The organism is Baaleninema sp. (genome assembly GCF_049974805.1).
Classification (GTDB): Bacteria; Cyanobacteriota; Cyanobacteriia; order Cyanobacteriales; family Geitlerinemataceae; genus Baaleninema.
In genome coordinates, this window is record NZ_JBNGCO010000087.1 from 1 (window position 1) to 22,010 (window position 22,010).

A 22,010-nucleotide genomic window follows, 5' to 3' on the forward strand; every position below is an offset into this window, starting at 1 on the left:
TGTTTCGCTCTCAGTTTCTCCAGGCTCTGCAACTTTTGTCCTGTACTTAGATCGCCGTATTAAAGGGTTAGCCCGAAAATCTCAAATCGGTAAATGGCTGCCGGGGATCTGGCTCAACCTTAAATACATATTATATGTATTTTGTCAATTCCCGATCTCGAAATTTTTTCTGCACCACTGAGGTTTTTATACTTATTATTCAGAAATAATGGATACTTTTCTATATCCCGATCTACGTTCCATGAGTTCTATTTTTTCGATACAAGTCTTGAAGCCTGCATTCGAGCGTTATCAGTCAACACAGATCTGGCATATCGATCGTGAATTACCCTAAATTTAGCTAAATCATCTTACCCCCAAACAGTTCCTATGGGCGAGAGGTCTCTACACCAACAACTCCAGCAACTCATCGAAGCGACTTGCCAACATCCCCCCGGAAGTCTCCCCTACCAACAAGGGATGACGAAAATCCTGCGTTTAGTGTTGAAATCCGGCAAACTCTGGCGCGACAACCATCCCGTTTATGAAGACGTACTGCAAGAAACCTGTCTGTACTTGTGCCAAAATCTTTGTAGTAAATACGACCCCCAAAGAAGCCAACTTCTAACCTGGTTGAACTTTTACCTCAAACAACGGCTGAAAGACGCTTACCGCGATCGCCAAAAACAACAACAACGAGAAGTTTCTACCTTCTGCAAAAAAGACGGAGAAACTGCCGAAATCTGGGACTTTCTCGCCGCTAAACCGGACGTTCCCCCCATTCTGTCGGAACTGTATCGCTGGGTGGAAACTGATGCGTCTGGGGAACTGCGCCAACTGCACCTCAAACATCGCCCCGATATTACCGTCCAAGTTTTACTGTTGCGTCGTCTCCCGCCAGAAACCAGTTGGAAAGACTTATCGGCGGAATTCAACGTGCCGATTTCGTCCTTGAGTAGCTTTTACGAGCGTCATTGTCGCCCCCGGTTGCGTAAATTTGGCGTGTCGGAAGGATATCTATAAAGGAAAGGATTATAAAAAAGAGGAGATAATAAATGTCTTTCACAACGATCGATTTTGAATCGGAGAGTTTACCCGTTCCTTTGTCGGAAGCGGCGCGAGATTTAGCGAAACGTCTGGCGCAGTGGCAACCGACACCGGAAAAACGACAGCAAGTTTTTTTTAATACCCTTGCGGTGTGGAGCGTGCGACAGTATTTTGAGTGCTTGGGGATTTTGACGCAAATTGAAGCCAGCGATCTCTATTGCGCTGCGACGAGTTTGTGTGGAGATGTCGCGGATTTACCGGTGGTGGATGTGGGACGCTTGGAATGTCGTCCGGTACGAGAGAACGATATTCGTAACGGGGAAAGGATTTATGAAGTCCCGCCGGAAGCGTGGCACGATCGCATTGGGTACGCCATCGTTTCGATTGCGGAGTCGTTACGGGAAAGTCAGATTTTAGGCTTTGTGGAAACGCTCCACGATGGCGCGATCGATCTCTCTCAATTACAACCCGTCGAAACTCTATTGGCAACTCTGGAAACCCACCGCCAGCGTCGCGCCACCCGTTTGAGTCAATGGCGAGGGGGAACCAGTACGCCGCCTTGGAAACCGCTGTCTGACTATTTTGGAAATACGGGAAATTCGGGAACGTCCACCTCTTACGCTTTTCGCAGCGAAGACGATACGGCGGAAAATCGCATCGAACGGGCGAAACTCCTCGATTTTGGCATCCGCATCGCGGGAAATCCTGTTTTGTTATGGGTCGCCGTCGCCCCCGAAGGGGAACGGTTTGGGGTGCGGGTGCGGGTTCGTCCGAGTGAGGAGGGGGATTATCTGCCGCCGGATTTAACGCTGTCTCTGGAATCGCCGGAAACGGGAGAAATCCTGTTTAGCGTGCGATCGCGCCAAGCGGATAATTACATTCAACTGCCTTATTTTCGCGGTCAGTCGGGGGAACGGTTCCGGGTTGGTGTGAAACTGGGAGAGGTGGAATTGAGCGAAATCTTCGAGATTTGAGCGGTTAGATTGTGGTTAGATTTTCAACGCGCCCCCTCGTCACGTTAGATTTGGGAACGGGAAGTCTGGCAACGGGATTTCCCGATGTCACGCTGCGTTTAACTACTGACGAGACGACGATCGCCCTCAAACGAGTGGGTTCGCTACCTCCGGCACCGGAACTTCAGGGACTTTACCAACGCTGGCAACTGCTGTATATCGCGCTGTATCGGGGTTTCGTGCGTCGCGGTTCCCTTGAGGGGGGTAGCGGCTGGAACTGGCGCATCGACATCGCCGAGGACGACGTGACGCAGGTTTCGGAAATCGATTTCAAACGGCTGTGTCGGGAGTATCGATCGCAGTTCGAGGCGTGGTTGCAATCGCCGGAATTCAGCCTTCTCGAAGGGCAATTACGATCGCACCTTTCGCCAGACACCGCCTTTGATTTAGCGATCGAAACCGACGACAGCCAGACGCGCCGCCTTCCCTGGCACTTTTGGCAGTTCGTGGCGGACTATCCCCACACGGAACTCGCCCGCAGCGGACGTACTTACCGACAGGTTTCGACGGATTCGCGGCGGGATCGAATCGCTGGGGGGAACCGCCGTGTCAGGGCCCACTGCCGTGACGCCCCTACGAGGATTTTGGCGGTTTTCGGCAGTTCCCACAATCTCGATCTCTCGATCGATCGCCAACAACTGCAACAGTTACCCCATACCGAGATTACCTGGTGCGTCGAACCCTCTCGCCAGGAATTTCACGATCGCCTGTGGGAAGAAAAAGGTTGGGATATCGTCTTTTTCGCCGGACATAGCCGTTCCGCTTCGGATTTCCCCGAAGATTTCGAGGATAGCGGCGCGATCGCCCTCAATTCCCAGGAACACCTCAGCCCAGAAGACGCCACCTTTGCCCTGCAAACCGCCATCGAAAAGGGGTTGCAACTGGTGGTTCTCAACTCTTGCGACGGTTTGGGAATCGGCGCTTGTTTGGTGGATTTCGGACTTCCGGCGGCGGTAGTGATGGGGGAACCCGTCGCCGATGCGGTGGCGCAACAGTTTCTTGCAGCCTTTCTCAACGCCTATTCTCGCCAAGGGGATTTGTCCCTGGCGGTTCGCGAGGCGCGAGAACGGTTGCAAGCGATCGAGGATCGGTTTCCCTGCGCCAGTTGGCTTCCCGTCTTGTTCCGCAATCCCGCCGCCTCGGTGTTTCCCGCCATTCCCACCGCGCCCCCAGTGGCGCCGCCGCCACCGCTGCTTCAGTTCTCCTGGCTGTGGCGCAATCGGAAACCTCTGTATTTGAGCGTATCGATCGCGCTGGGGGTGTTGCTGTTGCGAAGTTTGGGACTTCTCGAAAGTTTAGAACTGAAAGGATACGATTGGATGTTGCGCCAGCGTCCCCCAGAAGCGCCAGACGATCGACTGCTCCTCGTCAATTTAACAGAAGAGGATATTACCAGATTGGGACGCTGGCCGGCATCTGACGCAACTCTGGCGCAACTGCTGGCGGCGTTGCAACGCCATCGTCCCCGCGTCATCGGTTTGAATCTTTATCGCAACTTAGCCGTTGCGCCGGGAACTGAGGCGTTAGCGGTGCAATTCCAACAGTCGAACCTGGTGGGGATTTGCAAAGGACGCGATCGCGACGATGGGGGAGTGGACGCACCGCCGGGGATTCCCCCGGAACGGTTGGGATTTAACGATGTGGTTCTCGATCGCGATCGCCTGTTGCGCCGCCACGTTTTATCGATGACGCGCCATCCGCCGCAGTGCGATACGCCCCACAGTTTGAGTATGCAGTTGGCGTATCGCTATTTGGAACCGGACGGAATCGCGCCGAAACTGCTTCCCCAGGAATGGATTCAACTCGGCGAGGTGGTTTTGAAGCCTTTGGAACCGTCCACTGTTGTGTATTGGGATTTTAGTGGGCGGATGTTTCAACTGATGTTGAACTATCGCAACGCGCCAAGGGTAGCGCGAGAGGTGACGTGGATGGAGGTGTTGGACAATCGGGTGAATCCCGAGTGGATTCGCGATCGCGCGATTTTGATTGGGGTTGACGCGACAAGCACGCCGGATAACCGACATTTGACGCCTTACGGGGAAATGACGGGAACGCAGATTCACGCCCACGGTACGAGTCAAATTTTGTCGGCGGTGTTGGACGATCGCGCGATTATCGAGGTTCGATCGCCCTGGGAGGATGGGTTGTGGGTGTTGGCGTGGTCGATCGTCGGCGGTGCGATGGGGTGGGGGTTCCGTCGCCGGGTGTCTGTGGCGATGGGGCTTGGGGTGGGTGCGATCGGTTTGTCGGGATGTTGTTACGGTTTGCTGGTGTGGGGGGTTTGGTTGCCTTGGGTACCTGCGTGGTTGGGGTTGTTGGTGAGTGGGTGGGGCGCGACTCGCTTGCGTGGTTGGAAGTGATTTTCAAGAAATCTGGCGTTTGCCAAAGGCAGGGTTTCTATTATTTTCTCTGCTCTAATTCCTGAATGCAAATTTCGATTTGATTTTTGAGGGCGGGTAATCGATCGTGATTTTGGATGATATTCCAAACTGTTTCTAAGTCGATCGCTCAATACTGATGAGCGAGAATATTTCTAAAGTCTACGATATCCCGTCAAGGAACTGACGGGTACTGTTTTTTGAAGTCTTCGGGCAGTTTGTTCGCTGCTTCTCCGATGATTTCAAGTTCTCGAAGTACCGCCATTTTGACAGTTCTATTTGTCATAAAACTTTGTTTGCCTTGATGAATGTGAATAGCAATCGCCTCAATAGATTCTCGCATATGGTACAAAAAGAACAAGGGGGATTTTGATTTTTTACTCATAACGGAATTGCCGAAGATAGTATTTCCTGCTTGATGCTATGGTGCAATGCCGTACTATGCACGACATCGACTTCACAATTCAGAAGTTCTTGCAATGCTCTTCCCAAGCGAATTACATCAAACAAGTCTTGTTCTGGCATCGGATCGATTAGGAAGTCAATGTCGCTATTTTGGGTGGTTTCTCCTTTGGCAACAGACCCAAAAACTCGAATATTTGTGGAATTGTATTTTTGAGCCAATTCGATAATGTTAGTGCGGTATTGCTTGAGTTGCTGTAAATTCATAATATCGACCTAATTTTTGATTTTAACTAAAAGAATGTTTAGGGATTGTAGAGCTGTCGATCGTGATGAATTGCGCCATCTCGAACGTCGCAATCGACAGAATTGGAGCCTAAATCCCAAATAGAATATTTTGGGTTGGTTCCTTTTTTGACGATAATTTGCTCGTTGTCTAAGAAAATTTCAAATTCGATTTCGTCTCCTAAAACTCCTTTTTTAATCAATAAACCTTGTTTGGTTGCTGTTAACTTCACGATAAATCACCTCGATTTTAAGTCAAGTTAAAGATGTGGCTGAGAAAGCTTAGAGAAAGCTTACATCTCCAAGATACCCGGTTTCTGCGATCGTCGTCGCTCTCTGGCGACTCTCCTGCCTTTTGTCAAGTAATGTAACGATTTGCATAAACCTGGGACAAAGCCGCCGATAGCTTATCAGTTCTTTCATCTGGAGATGAGTTTACGTGAAACGATGGCTGTGGGCGGGGTTGGTTCCCTGCGTTCTGGGATTGTCGCTGTGGTCGAGTCAGTCGGCGAACGCGGGTTGGAGAGTCAAATCGATGGTTCGAGGCGGACAGGCGTATGGTTACGGGGAACGGACTGACGATGCGGGCGCTCGTCATGTCGGCATTTTTTTGTTCGGTTTAGGGGTTTTGGGATCGATCGCTGCTGCGGCGAGTAAGTGATGAAAACGAGGTGGAAAGTTGCGGCTTTCTGCCTTTTTTTCGTGAATTTAGGTTGATGGAGTTTTGCGAAAATGGCAAATTTGATTCTTCTCGTGGGTTGGGGCTTGTGTGGCTATGCCTGTTATGCGATCGCGAAGTCTAAAAATCGAAATCACGCCTTATGGGCGGTTTTGGGCTTTTTGTTTGGGTTGATTGCGGTGATTATTATTGCCGTTTTACCGAATCTTCCGGTTTGATTGTAGTTAGGAAGAACATGAATATTCAAAAACTCGAAGAAAAGCTTCGAGAGCAGGAAACGATTGAATTAATGAAACTCTCCAAAAAGAATATGTGGCTGTCTACATTTTGGAGTATTTTGACCCCTTGGTTGGGGTATGCTTATACTCGGCGTTGGTTTCCTTTAATGCGATTGTTCGTGATTTCGTGGGTGGCGAGTGGTGCGGCATTTTTTATAACATTGCAGGACACTTACGATGAGGAAGAGGCGGCAAGAGTTGCCATTTTGACGGCGTTTGGTTTGCCGTGGATTGTGTCTCCGATTGAAAATGGGATTGCTATATCGGAAGCCCGATACCAAATTCATAAAATCACAGAAAATGGGTAAGTTTTGGATTTTGGTGTAAGGGTTGGAAACAGGAGGCACAGGAGGCAGCAGCCCACTGATAGCATTCCCAGGCAGCAGCCCAGGAACGAAGGACAGAGGACGACAAAGGAGGAAAATTGAGTGTTGTTGAGTTCGATCGCCATGGCGAGTTTAATGGTTTCTCCAGAAACGATCGCAGTGGATTTCGAGCCGCCCGATCGCGGTTCTGAAGGCGATCGAGAGGGGTCTAGCAGTCGCACGTTTTGTCCGGCGGTCAATCGACCCCTTCTCGCGATCGTTCCGGAAAACAGCTTCGGACAGACGATTTCCCCCCGTCCCCGCTTCTGGTTTTACGTTCCCTACGACGAAGTTCGTCCGTTAGTTTTCGTCTTGCGGGATAGCCGCGATCGCATCGTCTACGAAACCCAATTAAACCACAGCGGCGATGCGGGATTCGTAGAAATCGCCCTTCCGGAAACCACGACGCTCGATGTCGGACAACCCTATTACTGGCGGTTTTCCTATCGTTGCAATCCCGCCTTACCCGCCGAAGATGATTTGGTGTACGGTACGATCGAACGCATTGCAGCCCCAGACAATTTACAACCGCCGGAATTGGGAAGTCCGTCGATCGATCGCGCAGGCCAATACGCCGCAGCACATCTGTGGTTCGACGTACTGGCGGAACTGATCCGCTTACAACGGCAAACCCCCGACGATGACAGTGTAGACGCCGAATGGCGGGAACTCCTGAAATCGATCGGTTTGGAATTTCTGGCCGACGAGGCGATCGAATAAATTCAGCTCTAATATCCCAAAATATCCCCAAAACAAGGATAGGGGCGCAAATTTGCGCCCCTACGATGTAGATTACCTGGGTAGATAACCCAGTTTCCCATTAATCGGGGATTTCAATGCGTTTGATACGCGAAGTTTCCCCTGATCGAATCGCCACCTGAGACTTCCGAACCCCAAACCGCTTCGCCAACAACTTCACCAATTCCTTATTCGCTTTCCCGTCCACCGGAGGCGATTGCAAACGAACCGTAAAACTACCGTCCTCTTCAACCGCGATCGACTGTTGCTTGGAATTGGGTTTGACTTTAACGGTCACAATCATGAGGTTACTCGTTACTAGGAGGATTGAGTAGGAGTTCGGCGCGAACCATCGATTCGCCTAAAATGCGCTCGATGTGGAAACCCAACCGCTCGCAAATGGTTTGCATCGCGCCGTTGTCCGAAAGGATTTCGGCAAAAATAAGCTGGAACCCTTCCGCCCGTCCGATTTCAATGAGGCGGCGCAATAACTCCGTTCCCAATCCTTGATATTGGAATCGATCGACCACCAACATCGAAAACTCCGCTTCGCGGACGCGCTTCTTGCGGGCGGTTAACCGGGCGATCGCCACAATACGATGCTCTTGAGTTTTCGGATCTTTATAATCCGCCACCAGCGCCATATCGCGATCGTAATCGATAAAACACAACCGAGACAGTCGATCGTGGGCGACGCGCCGACTCAACTTAAACATATGAGCGTAGCGCAAATACACGCTTTCGTCCGAAATCTCCTCGTGATACTTCGCCACCATCGGCTCGTCTTCTGGGCGAATCGGACGAATCGTTAAAGGAATACCTTTTTGTGTCGTCCAATGTCCCACGTACTGCATCGGATAAGGACGAATGGCCGGTTTCGGCAGCGTCGAAATATCCGTATCCGGCGGGTGCAGCACCACGCGGGCGTCGAGGGCGACAATCCGTTGAGAGTTCACCAACAGCGGGTTGATGTCGATTTCCTTAATCCAGGGTTGCTCGACCACCAAATGGGAGAAGCGCACGAGTAACTGTTGCAACGCTTCCAAATCCACCGGGTCTCGGCCGCGAATCCCTTTGAGCGCCTTGTAAATCTTCGTATTTTCCATCAACCGCCGCGCCAAAGTGGTGTTCAACGGCGGAAGTCCCAAAGCTCGATCGCGGAACACCTCCACCAACTGACCCCCAGTTCCGAACAACAACACCGGTCCGAACTGCGCGTCCAAACTACTTCCGACGATCAACTCGTAACCATCGAGTTTCAACATCGGCTGAACCGTCACCCCTTGGAAATCGTCGGGAGAGTGCAGTTCGCTGACGCGAGTGTAAATACGATCGAACGCTTTTTCCACCGCTTCCGCGTCGTTGAGGTTCAACTGCACCCCACCCACATCGCTCTTGTGAGTAATCGTTTCCGACAGCAGCTTCAACACCACCGGATAGCCGATATCTTCCGCCGCTTCGATCGCCTCCTCAACGGTTTTCGCCATGCGCGTGTCCACCGTGGGAATCCCGTAACTGGCCAGCAGTTGTTTCGACTCGTACTCCGTCAGCAGCGATCGATTATGAGCGTGGGCGGCCTCGATAAACTCCTTAACGCGATCGTGCCGCGTCGCCATTTCCTCATCCTCGTCCCCAGAAAGCAGCGGCGTTTCGTAGAGGCTCTTCAAATTGCGGCTGTACTGCCACATATAGTTAAACATCCGCACCGCCGTATCCGGATAAGGAAACGTGGGAATGTTCGCCTGATTGAGGATGTTGGCCCCGGTGGCCACTTCCGCCCCGCCCATCCAACTGGCGAAAATCGGTTTCTTATAAGTCCGTTCCAAACCGTGAGGTTTCAACTGTTCGGCGGTGCGCGTCGGGTCGGTCATCGCCTGGGGCGTCAGCATCACCAACAACCCATCGCTGTTGGGGTCTTTCGCCGCCACATCTAACGCCTTCGCGTAGCGTTCCGGGTCCGCATCTCCCAAAATATCGATAGGATTTCCGTGACTCCACTGGGGCGGCAAAATCTCATCTAACGCCTTCATCGTCTCCGACGACAGTTCCGCCAGTTGTCCGCCTTCAGTAATCAACGTATCGGTGGTGAGAACCCCCGGACCGCCAGCGTTCGTGAGAATCGTCAACCGCTGGCCTTTCGGACGGGGCTGTTTGGCCAGCAGTCCCGCCATGTAAAACAGGTGCGCCAAGTGATACACCCGCAACACCCCCGACCGCCGGAAGGAGGCGTCGAGAACTTCGTCGCTACCCGCTAACGCCCCCGTGTGGGAGGCGGCGGCTTGGGCGGCGGCTTCCGTGCGTCCCGCTTTAATAACGACGATGGGTTTAGTCAAAGCCACTTCTCGGGCCGCAGAAAGGAACGATCGCGGATCGCCGATCGATTCCATATACATGACGATACTTTCAGTGCGGGGGTCGTCGCCGAGATAATAAATCAGGTCGCCCCAATCCACATCCAGCATCGAGCCGATGGAGACAAAGGCACTAAAGCCCACGTTCGCCTGAAAGCTCCAGTCGAGAATCGAGGTACAGAGGGCACCGCTTTGACTGATAAATCCCACGTTCCCCGGACGCGCCATCGCTCCGGCAAAGGTGGCGTTGATGCCCGTCAGCGGACTCATCACCCCCAGACAGTTGGGGCCGATAATCCGCATTTTCCCTCGGCTGGCTTCGAGGATTTGTCGCTCGAGTTCGACCCCTTCCGGGCCGATTTCCTTAAATCCGGCCGAGAGGATAATCGCCCCTTTGACGCCCGCTTCGACACATTGGCGGACGACTTTGGGAACGCCGGGGGCAGGAATGGCGATGACGGCGAGATCGACCGCTTCGGGAACCGAGCCGATATCGGGATAGGCTTTAATCCCCAAGACGCTCGGACGTTTGGGGTTCACCGGAAAGACCGTTCCGCCAAAGGGATGGCTGACCAAGTTCCACAAGACCGTTCGTCCGACGCTGTCGGGTTTTTCCGTGGCGCCGATGACGGCGACGGTTTTGGGCGAGAAAATCGCGTTGAGGGGATCGGGTCTGTAGTGAAGTACGTCGTGAGCTGGGTCGGCTTTTGGGGGGGTGGCTCGAATCATCGACCGCTCCTTAGAAAATTTAAGACTGCTTGGGGTTTAGCTACAGTGTATCGTTGGCAGACTCTCGGGCAAGGGAAATTTCAACTTAGCTTTACCTTCGTTTACTGTAACGGATTAAACCCAGTTCAAAACTCTGCGGGATTTTATTGCAAGTCTCGACGATCGATCTCCGGAAAATATAGAAAAATTAACCTTTCATTAACGTTTTTGTGATAACGCTTACAAAAATATACGGATGACTGTGGCAGGCGGTTTGGAGCGATCGCGTCTTTCAATACCGATCGGATTTTAAAAAGCGTTTTGGCAATAATTTAGCTGTGTTTTTCGATACGTTTTGTGGTATTTGCGATCGAGAAAAATCGCAGCTAATATTCTTAATTATAGCTCAAAAAATAATTGATATCTCTTGAATTTACTCAAAAAGATCGATTCCCCCAAAAAACTTCACCTCAAAGGAAACGATTAAACTGACGAGTCGTATCGATTCGCGCCAGATTCCCGGTATCTTAGAGAGGTCGGGATGGCTAAACCTCGAAGCTCCAAACCTCGAGTCTCTGAAACGCTACCCCCTCTCGATCGAGCTAAATTAGGGTTAACTCGTCCTTGCGGTCGTTCCTCTCCCCAAATTTCGTGAATCGTCTCAATATCCCAGCGATTTCTATCCGCCACGCCCGAGAAAGCGACCTCAAAGCGATCGTGGCCATTTACAACGCCGCGATTCCCGGTCGAACAGCCACCGCCGACCTCGAACCCGTCTCCGTGGAAAGTCGCCGTCCTTGGTTTCGCAGTCACGTCCCCAGTCGCTATCCCCTGTGGGTAGCCGAACGAGAACGTCAAATCGTGGCCTGGTTGAGCGTTCGACGCTTTTACGGTCGTCCGGCCTATGCGGCGACAGCAGAACTTGGGATTTACGTCGCGCCGGAATACCAACATCGGGGAATCGGGTCGCAACTGCTCGATTTAGCGGTTTGCGAAGGACCGAAACTCCATTTGACAACCTTTCTCGCTTTTATTTTCGCCCACAACCAGCCCAGTTTGAATCTGTTCGAGCAGTTTGGGTTCTGCGAGTGGGGGTATCTTCCCTGTGTCGCCGAACTCGATGGCGCGTTGCGAGATTTGGTGATTTTGGGAAAACGGCTTTGTTGAGATGAGGGGAGGGAGTGGGTGGGTGAGGCGGTAAGACAAAGTGGGTCTGAGGTAACCCAGATTTTCAGGCTGCGTCACGTCCCCTACCCCTGTTCGCTGTAAAAGCTGTACCTTGTCGGTGCGTGACGGTTTGTTCGTCTCACACCCGATTGTTCAAGTCACGCACCCTGCTCACTGTTCGCTGTCAAAGATGCGTCCTGTTAACTTAATTTCTGAGATAAAAACGCGGCCGTGGATTTCCTTTGGACTGTTTCTCCTCACCTACGTCAACTTGGGATGGGTGCTGTCGGATTCCGACGCCTCCCGCTGGGCGTGGATTTGGGGAATTGCGTTGACGATCCTTTTAGCGGAAGCCTTGGCGTCGCCCTGGTCGATCGTGCGAAACGTGGCGGTACGCTGGTTGAAATCGGATATTCGCGGCTTTATCGCGGCGCTGATCGCGGCGTTCGTGGCGGTGATCTTCCTCACCTGGCTGCACGTTTCCTCTCAGATTGTTTTGCTAGCCTCGGCCGGATTGCTGTTTCGCTTAGACGTGCAAATTGCTGGTTTGAGCGATTTACAGGCGTTTCTGTTACTGTTGGGAACGTCGTCGCTGGGACTGGGTATCGGGTGGTTGGCGCACTTCGTTTTACATGGCTGAACGCCAGAACGAGCCGAAAATCCCCTCAAACAAAAAGCAGTCCGAAAGCGGACTGCCCGTGTGTGTGTGTGTGAGGAGTTGACTTATATGAATACTATCGGCTTTTTCGCCGCTCTCGTTTCTCGTTACCATTTTTGATACGCCCGAATCGATCGCCCTGTGGTAGGACTGTTTGACTATGCGCCAAGAACCTCAAAAACTCGTCCGCGATCGAATCCCCGATATCGTTCGCCAATCGGGAAAACGCTGCGGTGTCGAACGTCTCAACCTTCCCGACTACCGCCAAGCCTTGCGGGACAAACTCCGCGAAGAAGCGGCCGAAGTCGCCGACGCTGCGGACGAGGCGGAATTGATTAAGGAACTGGCGGATTTGTCGGAAGTGATGGACGCTTTGATGGAAACTTACGGGATCGATCGATCCGCCGTTAACGCCAAACAGCAACAACGCCGCGACGAACGAGGTGGATTTCGCCAGCGGCTGAAGTTGCTATGGACGGAGGAGGGGCGTTGAGATGATGGGGTGATGAGATGATGGGGTGATGAGACGATCGCTAAGCGCGGAAATTCAATTCGATCGAAATTTCGCCGCAGAAATAGGGCGGTAGCGTCCAACTCAACAGAACCTGTTCCACCACTTCTTTAATTTCAGGAAGTCGCTGCAAGTCGCCAGAACGGAAGAGATAATCGACGGTCGATCGCCGACATACCACCGTCCGAACTTTACCATCGCGCACGATTAAACCGAAAATCAGTCGGAACGTTCCCAATTTCGGGAAATATTGCAGAGCGCACAGACTTTGTTCGAGTTTGGCCAGAGTGCGATGGTGTTCCAAGGTGTTGAGTTCGAAGCCGGCGATTCGACCCACTTCGATTTCCAGTCCGGGGTTAGACATAGCCGTTTGTAGAGAAGTCGCTTCCGACGAAACCATCAATTTGACAACGGATTTCGATCGACCCAACGCCCCGCGTTCCCGTAAATCGGTCACCCAATCGTCGGTAAAACTCGCGGGATGGCGGCGGGAAGCAGCAACGTACCGCTTCCGCGATCGCCCTGGAGAAACCTTTGCCGATCGCAGGCTTCGAGAGGGAGAGACGGGGCGCGGCGTGCTTCGAGGGGAAGGGGGCGAACTCGACGGGCTGCATTTCCGACCGCCCAAGGACATCGAGGTGTCCAGAGCCATTCCGTCGGGGAGAAACAGGGGAACGGCGGCCGAGACGCCACCAGAGACATCGACGACCTGCGATCGATCCTCTTCAACGGCGACAAAGGCAGTATACGGCGACAGCAATCGGTACTCTAACGCCGTCTGCGTCATTTCTTTGACGAGGGTTTGTTGCGTTAACTCAAAGGTCTGGTTCGCCAGGGCTTTCAAACAGGCGCGACCCCATAATTGAGCGATGGCGGGATTGTTGTTTTCGGTAAACTCCACCGAGAGGGTTTCTTCGTATCGCGTTCCGTCAGCCTGTCGTCCCGATATTGTCAACCGTCCGGAACCGCGATTTTCAGCGTGACCGAACAGAACTAACGGTTGTGCGGCGAACAAGTCCGGAAGCGGGTTGGGATAAATCGTCGGCGGATTTCCCGCGCCGTTCCAGGTAACGTCGATATCGGTTAAAACAGGAGAGTTGACGCGATCGAAAAACTGCTGCGCCACGGCGTCGATGGGTTCGTCGTGACGCACCACTTGCGAGTATCCCCGGCCGGTTTCGGCGATGCGATCGAGCAGAAAGCGATTGACGGAACTCCCGGCACCAAAGCTGTACAGGCGATGGCTGGGTTTGAGGAACCGTTGCACTTCCGTTAAGACTTCTCGTTCGTTGCCGATATAGCCGTCGGTTAACAAAACGATGCTGCGAAGGCGTCCGTCGTCGGGTTCGGGAAAATCCAGCACGGCGCGAACGCCGTTGAGGAGATAGGTTCCGCCTTCGGCGTAGAGTCGATCGATATAAGCTAAGGCATTGGCTCGGTTTTCCGCCGTGTTCGGCAGGGGATCGGCGGCCAGATAACCCACGCTATTGTTGAAATCTATCAGGCTAAAGGTATCGTCTGGGTTGAGTCCGGTGACGAAACGCCGTAGCAGCGCCTTACACTGGTCTAGGGGTTTGCCCTGTTGCGACCCGGAGGTGTCGATGAGAAATACTATGTCTTTGGGGAGGATCTCTGTTTCGGCATAGGTTAAGGCGGGGATGAGATAGGCGGCGAAATGGGAACCGCGTTCGTCGCTGTGGGTTAAAACGGCGCTGCGGGTGGTTTTACCGGAGACGCGGTAGTGCAGGATAAAGTCTTTGTTGGGAATGCGATCGCTGCCGTCGAGTCGGACCTGGAGTCGATCGCCCTCGAACTCGAGTTGAATGCGATGGGATTGCGATCGAACGCTTTGTAAGGGAACGCCTGCCTCGATTTCCAGGTGAATCTCGAGTAAATCGGCGTCGATATCGGGGGCGGGAACCGTCGGCGGCACAATGCGATCGGCGTCTTCGTCGTCGGAACTGGGAATAAATCGCGGTCCGATAGTGGTGGGAAGGACGAATTCGTAATCGCCACCGTCGAATTTCAAGCAATTGGAGTATTGCAGCCGAACTCGCACGCTTTCCCCAGGGGGAATGTTGGCGATCGAATAGGTAAAGATGTTCTCCCGTTCCTGTTCCAGCAAACTGGCGGTGCGCCCTCGGCGTTGGGCGTCTCGATAGGTATTGCGGGCGTCTTCCCGTTTTTGAATCCTCCCCCGCACGATGCGATCGCCGATCTGTAATTCCATTTCGTCCACAGCGGCGTCTGCGGGAAGGGGAAATACGTAAACCGCCTCGAGGGTTTCACTGAGGGGATTTTCAAACTGTTGTTCGACTTCGACTCGCGCCAGATTTCCCGAAATGCGGGCGTTGACGCAAGTATGTTTCAGGGCAAAGACAACGGGTTTCCCCGATGCGGCGGTGGCGGTGAGATGGCTGAAGGCAGAGGATTGGGAAAACATCGAAATGATTACTCCATCAGTGGCGAGGTTCAATACTTTAGTTGCAGTTCGCCAATACGAATTCCCGATGAGGGGATCTCGTTGGCGAATTGGGCAGGTTGGAACTGGGGTTGTTGGTTGACTGGGAAACGACTTGACGGTTCGATCGCGGCAAAATCAACAAGGTAATGCCGTCGCGACCGACGATATTCACCGATTGTCCCGGCTGCACCAGGCTTTGGGGCGACAGGGTATAGAAGCGAGCCGGCCAGTAAGTGCCTTTGAAAAAGACGCGACCGGCCATTTCGGGGGAAACTGCGCTGGTGACGGTGGCACACAGGGGACAGGGAAACATTTTGTAAGAATTGGCTTCAAAAAGTGTCATCGCTCTCTCTCCTAAACACGAACAAAAATATCTGAATCTTGATTGGTAATTTTAACGGGATTTCGCTCTGATTTTAATACTATTTAAAAATCATTTTTAATCGAAAACAAAAACAGATTAAACTCAAAAATATCGCCAAAATAAACCAATGGCTTAACTCCAAATCCAAAACCATCTATCCGCCCAAGCAATAAAATTTTTAAAAATATTAAATTTTCCTAGAATACGAGACATTGTTGGAATCGCTTCGTAAAATGAAAGCGTGGATCGTTTGGGTGAATCTCCTCTGTTGCAATTCGATCTTATTCAAGGGTTCGAGAAATGACTATGAACTCTCGTGAAAGTTCGCGCGACTGCGATCGCCTCCGTCTCAACTCCTGTGAGTTCCCCAAAACACGACCCGTCTCGGCCGCAGATTTGAACGGCGGTCGGGCTGAGATTTCCCAGTCTGAGTCTCAGTCCTTCACATATGTGAAGCCCAGTATGAATTTAGGTGTGAATTCAGAAAATCCGTTCCCCGATCGGGGTGCAACAACCGACATGAACGTTCTGGAATTCCTGCACGCAGACGCCCGACTGACCCAGCGACAACGGGAAGTTTTACTCGAATTTCTTCCCGGGGATAAAGATGACATCGCCATCGCCGCCGATCTCTACGTCACCGAACAAACGGTTCGCAAACATCTTTCCGACATTTGCAAAACCTTTTGTTGGGAAACCGACGACGGAGAAGAAAAAGCCGTCCGTCGCGCTCAACTGGTGTCCCTGTACGCCAAATATCGCCCCGAACTCTTTTCTGGCGTTCCCTTTTCCCCCACCTCCTGTCAGAAAATCGTTCTCAGCTACCACCAAAGCGCCCCCCTGGAATCGGACATCGCCCTGGCGTTGTATCGCGCCTTCAGCCAACGGGAATACGAAGTGCTTTTAGCCGATGCGAACCTGCGGATGACCGCAACCGGACGCCGCCAGATTCAAACAGGACTGTCTCAATGCGATCGCCTGGTGGTGTTGCTGTCCCAATCTCCCGGCGTGCAGTCCTCCGCCTCCAGCGAAATGGTGACTGAAGAAGTCGCTTTAGCCCGCAACCTGTTCGCGCAACGGGCGTCCCCCAAACCCAGCCTCGTCGCCGCCTATCTCAACTGTCCCCCCAGTTTGCTGGGTCACAAATTGCGCGGCTACCTAGAAGAAGCGCGATCGATCGTCTGGAAATCCCCCAAAGACACGGACGGCCTGGTTCGTAAAATCCTCGACGACTTCCCCGAAGAAGGCGAACCCTCCACCATCACCCTGTCGGAAGCATCGGAATCCTTCTCAGACGCCGCCGTTCCCGTCTACCCCCCCAAAATCGACGCCGAACCCCAACTTCCTCGGGGTCAAGTGGAACTGGCTTCGGCGTTTTACGTCGAACGTCCCGGCGTCGAAGACCGCTGTTACGAGGAAATCGTCCAACCCGGCGCCTTGATTCGCGTCAAAGCCCCGCGACAAATGGGCAAAACCTCGTTAATGGCGAGAATTCTCCACGAAGCCAGCCGTCACGACTACGAAACCGTTCAACTGACCTTTCAATTCGCCGAATGCGATATTTTTTCCAGCCTCGATCGCTTTTTGCAGTGGGTTTGTGCCATCGTCACCCTGCGATTGAAACTCCCCTTAGAAATCGATCGCTACTGGCAAGGCAGCGAAATCCTCGGCAGTAAAATCGTCTGTACCCGCTACATGGAGGACTATCTCCTCCCAGAGATCGATCGCCCCCTGGTTCTCGGACTCGACGAAGTGGATATCCTCTTCGACTACCCCCAACTCACCACCGACTTCTTCGGCTTACTGCGGGCGTGGCATGAAGAATCCAAAAACAACCCCCTCTGGCAGCGACTGCGACTCGTCATCGTCCATTCCACCGAAGCCTACGTTCCCATGCCCGTCAATCAATCCCCTTTTAACGTGGGGCTTCCCATCGCCTTACCGGAATTCACCCCGGAAATGGTGGCGGACTTAGCCAGTCGCCACGGCTTGCACTGGGGCGACGACGAGGTAACACGGCTGATGCACTGCATCGGCGGACATCCCTACCTCGTTCGACTGGCGTTGTATTACATCGCCCGAGGGGAATTCGACTTACCGACACTGTTAAAAATCGCCCCCACCGATTCGGGAATTTACGGCGATCACTTACGGCGACATCTCTGGGTATTAGAACAACATGACGATCTCGCCACTGCCTTCAAAGCGGTGATTCACTCGGAAACTCCCGTGGAACTGGACTCCATGCAAGGGTTCAAACTCTACAGCATGGGCTTAGCCAACCTCCCGGGAAACCACGTCACCCTCCGCTACAACCTCTATCGCAAGTATTTTCAATCTCGCCTTTAGGGGCGGTGATGGGGGCGGTGCGTCCCCGTTCCCGGTTCCCCGTTCCCTATTAATTATCAATTCCGATCGTGAACTATCAAGTTGGTGGATGTCTACCGGAAAACGCGCCTACTTACGTGGTTCGTCAGGCGGATACCGATCTGTTTGAAGGAATTACGCGAGGTAAGTTTTGCTACGTCTTTAATTCCCGACAAATGGGGAAATCTTCGTTGCGGGTGCGGACGATGCAAAAACTGAAAGAGCGGGGATTCGTCTGTGGCGTCGTCGATTTGCTGCAAGTGGGAAGTTCTTGTATGTCTTGCAAGCAGTGGTACGCGGCGATCGCTTACGAATTGGCGCGGCGGTTCGATTTGCTCTCGAAAATCAATTTGTTCGAGTGGTGGAGCGATCGACCGTTTCTTCGTCACGATGAAAAGTTAACGGTGTTCGTCCGCGAGGTTCTCCTTAAGGAAGTTAGCGGACAACTGGTGATTTTTGTCGATGAAATCGACAGCGTTCTCAGTTTGGGGTTTAAAGTCGATGAATTTTTTGGCTTTATTCGCTCTTGCTACGAACTGCGACAAACCTATTCGGCGTACCACCGTTTGACTTGGGTGTTGTTAGGGGTGGCGACGCCCAACGAATTGGTGTGCGATCGCACGAAAAATCCTTTCGATTTCGGTCGAGAAATCTATTTATCGGGATTTCAACCCTATGAATGCGACGTTTTGGTGGAGGGGTTAACGCCCCATGCGGAACGTCCCAAACGGTTGCTGTACGAGATTTTACGATGGACGGGGGGACAGCCGTTTTTAACGCAAAAACTCTGTCAGTACGTGGTGCGTTTGACGGAAACGATTCCGACGGGGGAGGAAAGTAACGCGATCGAACACTTGGTTCGCACGCAAATTTTAGAGAATTGGGAAATGTACGACGAACCGCCTCATTTACGGGCGATTCGCGATCGCATTCTCGCCAGTCCGCGACGTCAAGCACTTTTAGAAAGTTACAGTCATATTCTCAATTTAGGAGAAATTCCCATCGATCGCTCTCCCGAACAAATGGAGTTACGATTGGCAGGGTTGACGATTAAAGTGAATATTGGCACGAAGTTCGCCCAGCCAGTTTTGAAAGTTTACAACCGCCTGTATTGGATAGTTTTTAATCGAAACTGGCTGGAAAAACAAATCGATTTCAATCAAATTTCTCTGCCCGATTTTCCCCGAGACGACCGACAAAAGCTGTTCGATCGCGTGTTACAGCGTTCTCTCCGTGCGTCGTCGCCCAAACAGTTTCTCTTTTGGTTCGATCGCCTGTTCGTTCGCGGCGAAGAAACGGTCGATCGAGAGGGGGCTAAAATACTTCGCAATCTCGTGACTCGCGAAACCTGTCAGGAGTTTGAATCCATTCTACATCGCTGTTGTTATATCGTGATTAATTCTTGGCAAATTCGCCCGAAATATAAAATTTATATTTCCAATTTTTTGTTGATTTTCCGGTTTGCGGAAGCTTCGATAGACGGCGAGTCTATCCCCCCTCACATTCGTCAGTTACGCAAGTGCATCTCTGTTTTTGTGCGAAGTCATGAATACCTCGCCCTTTGTTTTTTGTTCAAAGATGTCCGTCGAACTCATCAAGTTCAATTAAAACCCCAACAAATCGCCGATGAGATCGATCGATATAATTTCTTAGGGGCTTATTTTGAGTTTACCAGCCAAGGAACTCGCGAAAATCGCAAAAAAATTGAAGAAATCGTTCGCGCTCGACAATGGCGATTTGCCAACAAATTATACCGCTATTCAAGATATCTCCATCAAGACTCTTCCGATTGTAGCCTTTTTGACATCTCGTCTAACTCTCAAGATACGCTACAACAAAGCCGATATCAAAATCCGACCTTGTTAGACGACATCGCCTTGATTCGGGCGTTTCACGAATTCCAGTCCGGACAAAACCGAGCCAAAGACTTTTTCGCGTCCTCTTCCGTATTTAAAACCTATCGAGACTTTAAAAAATCTCTATTTCACTATTTGACTTGCGACCTTTATATTGATTCTATAGAATTCAAAAAACGGTTTTTAAACGAATTAGAAGATTATATATTAAAAATTCATCCCGAAGCCGATCGCCGCAAACCGAACCCTATTTTAGTTATGCAAACCTGCCAAACAACGCTCGATTATCTCTTGGCAGATCCAGAAAACAAACACCATATTTATCTAGCCAACTTTTTAGCAAATCTCGGCTCGTTACCGTTGATGGTCATGCTAGTCAAAACCATCCTAATTTCCACTCCCACCAAATCCGATCTCGAATATCGCGTCTTTCGGTTAGTAGAACAGTACAAAAGCGATCCCTTCGACCCCGAACATTGGCTAGTAGAATCTCTAGAAAATTTGAATGTGGGGTTTACCGTGGGATTTACACCCTTGGAATTTCCCGAATTTTGAGATTGACCGCAATTCCAAATTAATTAATAATTGATAATTTAGCCTCATCATCCCGAATCCCGAATCCTGTCCCATTTTCCTCAGAAAATGTCACAATAAGAAAAGTTCGAACCTGACGCGATCGATGGAACGACCGAACCCCCGACTTTACGAAGGCTATTGCGACGAAACCCCGGTTCACCGCCTCCGAGAACGCTTCGGAACCACCAACGTTTACGGCCGCAATTCTCGATCGATTCTCAGTCCCGCCAGCGGCTATATTAAAGCCTACGATTTCACCCTCAATCCCTATCGCGGCTGTCAGTACGGCTGTAGTTACTGTTACGCGGCGGCGTTCAGTCCAAATACCCGAATGCGTCGCGATTGGGGAAATTGGGTTATCGTGAAAGAAAACGCCGCCGAACTGCTTCGTAAAGAGTTGGAACGCTGGAACAAAAGACATCCCGAACGTCCGCCTCGAATTTACATGAGTACCGTCACCGATCCCTATCAAGCCATCGAAACGCGGGAGAAGTTGACGCAGCGTTTGTTAGAGGTAATGATAGAATATTGCCCCGTTTTGGTGATTCAAACGCGCAGTCCGATGGTGACGCGAGATATTCCCTTATTTCAACGGTTGAAAAAGCTGCGCGTGAATATGAGCGTACCTACGGGAAGCGAAACGGTTCGCAGGGATTTCGAGCCGCAATCGCCGAGTTTGAAGGCGAGACTTCACGCAATTCATAAAATTGCAGGTGCGATCGATCCCGATAAAGGATACGTTCCTAAATTGTCGGTGACGATTACGCCGACGCTTCCCACGAAACCGGAGGATATCGATTGGTTTGTGGAACGGTTGCGGGGGATCGATCGCGTTGTCTTACAGCGGTTTCACGACGCTTCCGCGCGATCGCTCGTCGCCGCAACCCGCGAAGAGGCGATCGCACTCAAAGAAAAGTATCGCTGGTGGTACGCCGACGAGGGAACCCAGTACGAAAATTTCAAGGCGATTTTAAAACAGCGTCTTCCCGAGACAGAGGTGTTAGAAAATCAGGAGGGATTTGGATATGATTGAGGCTCTCGTTCGGTGGTATCGATCGCAGCAGTTGCGGTGGTTGCTGATGCGGGGAAACCGAAGAGATGCAGCGAAACAGTTTAAGAAAATTCGAGGCTCGAAAACCTCTCTATCTTGGTGGGAACGGCTGTTTGAAGATTGGTTGACACTCCAGCAACAAAGTCTCGACAGCCAACAACAACTCACGGCGTTACGGCGACAGGTTCGACAACTCCAGCAAGCTCAACGAAATACCCTCGTTCCCGATGCAGAAATATCCCGGTTTGTTACGGATGCGTTCGCACTGCAAGATATCGATACGGGAATGATTCAATGTACGGGTATCGATCGGGAAGTTTTCGAGCAGTTAGAACGGCAACTCGCCGATTATTTAACCTCGGAGTTCGAGCGATATCGCACGAACGGGTTAGAGGATAAACTCGAGGAAGCTATTGAAGATTTAGAAGGTTTAAAAAAGGGAATCGACCCGAGTTATTCCTCGGTCTTGTCTCCGCAAATTTATTTTTTAAAATATTTTTTAGAAAATGTTTACTCTCTGTATTTAGCCTGGTTCTTTGTTTATAAAAACCAACATTTACCGACAGATTTCAAATTACTCGACATCGCAGCGGGACCGGGAACGACGTTATTTGGCTTGTCGCTATTGCTGCAACGATTGACGCGATCGAGCGGCTCGACCCCTCCCCCCGTCCGCATTTCTTACGCCTCCTTAGAAAAACAGGAGATGTTGCAATATCGGGTACGGGTCACTTAAGGTGGCAAGTCTCGAAAGCTTCTTAGAGAAAGCATTT

At 51.6% G+C, this 22,010-nt stretch carries 22 protein-coding genes; 15 read left to right on the forward strand and 7 right to left on the reverse strand.

What is annotated here, in order from left to right:
- From ACP5D4_RS15670 to ACP5D4_RS15685, 4 genes are all read left to right on the forward strand, one after another.
- Nucleotides 1–181, forward strand: a 181-nt coding sequence (locus tag ACP5D4_RS15670) for a hypothetical protein (RefSeq protein WP_428012563.1), incomplete at its 5' end; no start/stop codon positions are given.
- 188 nt (nt 182–369) lie between these two features.
- Nucleotides 370–1,002 (forward strand): sigma factor, encoded by a 633-nt coding sequence (locus ACP5D4_RS15675; protein ID WP_428012564.1) that lies wholly within the window; start codon nt 370–372, stop codon nt 1,000–1,002.
- Nucleotides 1,003–1,034: 32 nt separating this feature from the next.
- The gene (locus tag ACP5D4_RS15680; RefSeq protein ID WP_428012565.1) at nt 1,035–2,000 is read left to right on the forward strand and encodes a DUF1822 family protein; all 966 of its coding nucleotides are present in this window, start codon (nt 1,035–1,037) and stop codon (nt 1,998–2,000) included.
- A gap of 11 nt (nt 2,001–2,011) precedes the next feature.
- Nucleotides 2,012–4,399, forward strand: coding sequence for a CHASE2 domain-containing protein (locus ACP5D4_RS15685; RefSeq protein WP_428012566.1), 2,388 nt, complete (start codon nt 2,012–2,014; stop codon nt 4,397–4,399).
- 193 nt (nt 4,400–4,592) lie between these two features.
- Here the strand turns inward: ACP5D4_RS15685 and ACP5D4_RS15690 are convergent, their stop codons facing one another.
- Genes ACP5D4_RS15690 through ACP5D4_RS15700 form a run of 3 tightly spaced genes read right to left on the reverse strand, consistent with a single transcriptional unit; the run spans nt 4,593 to nt 5,337 of the window.
- Nucleotides 4,593–4,802: a HepT-like ribonuclease domain-containing protein gene (locus ACP5D4_RS15690; RefSeq protein ID WP_428012567.1), complete on the reverse strand. Its 210-nt coding sequence runs from the start codon at nt 4,800–4,802 to the stop codon at nt 4,593–4,595.
- Nucleotides 4,799–5,086 carry a nucleotidyltransferase family protein gene (locus tag ACP5D4_RS15695; RefSeq protein ID WP_428012568.1) on the reverse strand — a complete coding sequence of 96 codons (288 nt, stop codon included), beginning with the start codon at nt 5,084–5,086 and terminating at the stop codon, nt 4,799–4,801. The genes ACP5D4_RS15690 and ACP5D4_RS15695 overlap by 4 nt, the downstream gene beginning before the upstream one ends.
- 38 nt (nt 5,087–5,124) lie before the next feature.
- The gene (locus tag ACP5D4_RS15700) at nt 5,125–5,337 is read right to left on the reverse strand and encodes a hypothetical protein (protein ID WP_428012569.1); all 213 of its coding nucleotides are present in this window, start codon (nt 5,335–5,337) and stop codon (nt 5,125–5,127) included.
- Nucleotides 5,338–5,543: 206 nt separating this feature from the next.
- On the opposite strand from ACP5D4_RS15700, the gene ACP5D4_RS15705 reads away from it, so the two are divergent.
- The 4 genes from ACP5D4_RS15705 (at nt 5,544) to ACP5D4_RS15720 (ending at nt 7,146) form a co-directional block, all read left to right on the forward strand.
- On the forward strand, nt 5,544–5,765 hold the full coding sequence (locus ACP5D4_RS15705; protein WP_428012570.1) for a hypothetical protein: 222 nt from the start codon (nt 5,544–5,546) through the stop codon (nt 5,763–5,765).
- A gap of 71 nt (nt 5,766–5,836) precedes the next feature.
- On the forward strand, nt 5,837–6,001 hold the full coding sequence (locus ACP5D4_RS15710) for a hypothetical protein (RefSeq protein ID WP_428012571.1): 165 nt from the start codon (nt 5,837–5,839) through the stop codon (nt 5,999–6,001).
- 17 nt (nt 6,002–6,018) lie between these two features.
- Nucleotides 6,019–6,369, forward strand: coding sequence for a hypothetical protein (locus ACP5D4_RS15715; RefSeq protein WP_428012572.1), 351 nt, complete (start codon nt 6,019–6,021; stop codon nt 6,367–6,369).
- A gap of 120 nt (nt 6,370–6,489) precedes the next feature.
- Nucleotides 6,490–7,146, forward strand: a complete 657-nt coding sequence (locus tag ACP5D4_RS15720; protein WP_428012573.1) for a DUF928 domain-containing protein — start codon at nt 6,490–6,492, stop codon at nt 7,144–7,146.
- A 100-nt stretch (nt 7,147–7,246) separates the two neighbouring features.
- Here the strand turns inward: ACP5D4_RS15720 and ACP5D4_RS15725 are convergent, their stop codons facing one another.
- Nucleotides 7,247–7,468, reverse strand: a complete 222-nt coding sequence (locus ACP5D4_RS15725; RefSeq protein ID WP_428012574.1) for a DUF167 domain-containing protein — start codon at nt 7,466–7,468, stop codon at nt 7,247–7,249.
- 4 nt (nt 7,469–7,472) lie between these two features.
- Complete coding sequence (locus tag ACP5D4_RS15730) at nt 7,473–10,244, reverse strand: bifunctional acetate--CoA ligase family protein/GNAT family N-acetyltransferase (protein WP_428012575.1); 2,772 nt, start codon at nt 10,242–10,244, stop codon at nt 7,473–7,475.
- A 630-nt stretch (nt 10,245–10,874) separates the two neighbouring features.
- On the opposite strand from ACP5D4_RS15730, the gene ACP5D4_RS15735 reads away from it, so the two are divergent.
- From ACP5D4_RS15735 to ACP5D4_RS15745, 3 genes are all read left to right on the forward strand, one after another.
- Nucleotides 10,875–11,390 carry an N-acetyltransferase family protein gene (locus ACP5D4_RS15735; RefSeq protein ID WP_428012576.1) on the forward strand — a complete coding sequence of 172 codons (516 nt, stop codon included), beginning with the start codon at nt 10,875–10,877 and terminating at the stop codon, nt 11,388–11,390.
- Between the two features lie 190 nt (nt 11,391–11,580).
- Complete coding sequence (locus ACP5D4_RS15740; protein WP_428012577.1) at nt 11,581–12,030, forward strand: hypothetical protein; 450 nt, start codon at nt 11,581–11,583, stop codon at nt 12,028–12,030.
- Nucleotides 12,031–12,208: 178 nt separating this feature from the next.
- Nucleotides 12,209–12,541, forward strand: coding sequence for a nucleoside triphosphate pyrophosphohydrolase (locus tag ACP5D4_RS15745; RefSeq protein ID WP_428012578.1), 333 nt, complete (start codon nt 12,209–12,211; stop codon nt 12,539–12,541).
- 40 nt (nt 12,542–12,581) lie between these two features.
- Here the strand turns inward: ACP5D4_RS15745 and ACP5D4_RS15750 are convergent, their stop codons facing one another.
- Nucleotides 12,582–15,002: a VIT domain-containing protein gene (locus ACP5D4_RS15750; protein WP_428012579.1), complete on the reverse strand. Its 2,421-nt coding sequence runs from the start codon at nt 15,000–15,002 to the stop codon at nt 12,582–12,584.
- Nucleotides 15,003–15,039: 37 nt separating this feature from the next.
- Nucleotides 15,040–15,366, reverse strand: coding sequence for an NfeD family protein (locus ACP5D4_RS15755; RefSeq protein WP_428012580.1), 327 nt, complete (start codon nt 15,364–15,366; stop codon nt 15,040–15,042).
- A gap of 327 nt (nt 15,367–15,693) precedes the next feature.
- Here ACP5D4_RS15755 and ACP5D4_RS15760 point away from each other — a divergent pair, with 327 nt between their 5' ends.
- From ACP5D4_RS15760 to ACP5D4_RS15775, 4 genes are all read left to right on the forward strand, one after another.
- Nucleotides 15,694–17,736 (forward strand): AAA-like domain-containing protein, encoded by a 2,043-nt coding sequence (locus ACP5D4_RS15760; RefSeq protein WP_428012581.1) that lies wholly within the window; start codon nt 15,694–15,696, stop codon nt 17,734–17,736.
- A 68-nt stretch (nt 17,737–17,804) separates the two neighbouring features.
- Entirely contained in the window at nt 17,805–20,165 is a 2,361-nt protein-coding gene (locus ACP5D4_RS15765; RefSeq protein ID WP_428012582.1) for an AAA-like domain-containing protein, read from the forward strand.
- A 124-nt stretch (nt 20,166–20,289) separates the two neighbouring features.
- The gene (locus ACP5D4_RS15770) at nt 20,290–21,219 is read left to right on the forward strand and encodes an SPL family radical SAM protein (RefSeq protein WP_428012583.1); all 930 of its coding nucleotides are present in this window, start codon (nt 20,290–20,292) and stop codon (nt 21,217–21,219) included.
- Entirely contained in the window at nt 21,212–21,973 is a 762-nt protein-coding gene (locus ACP5D4_RS15775; RefSeq protein ID WP_428012584.1) for a hypothetical protein, read from the forward strand. The genes ACP5D4_RS15770 and ACP5D4_RS15775 overlap by 8 nt, the downstream gene beginning before the upstream one ends.
- The last annotated feature ends 37 nt before the right edge of the window (nt 21,974–22,010 follow it).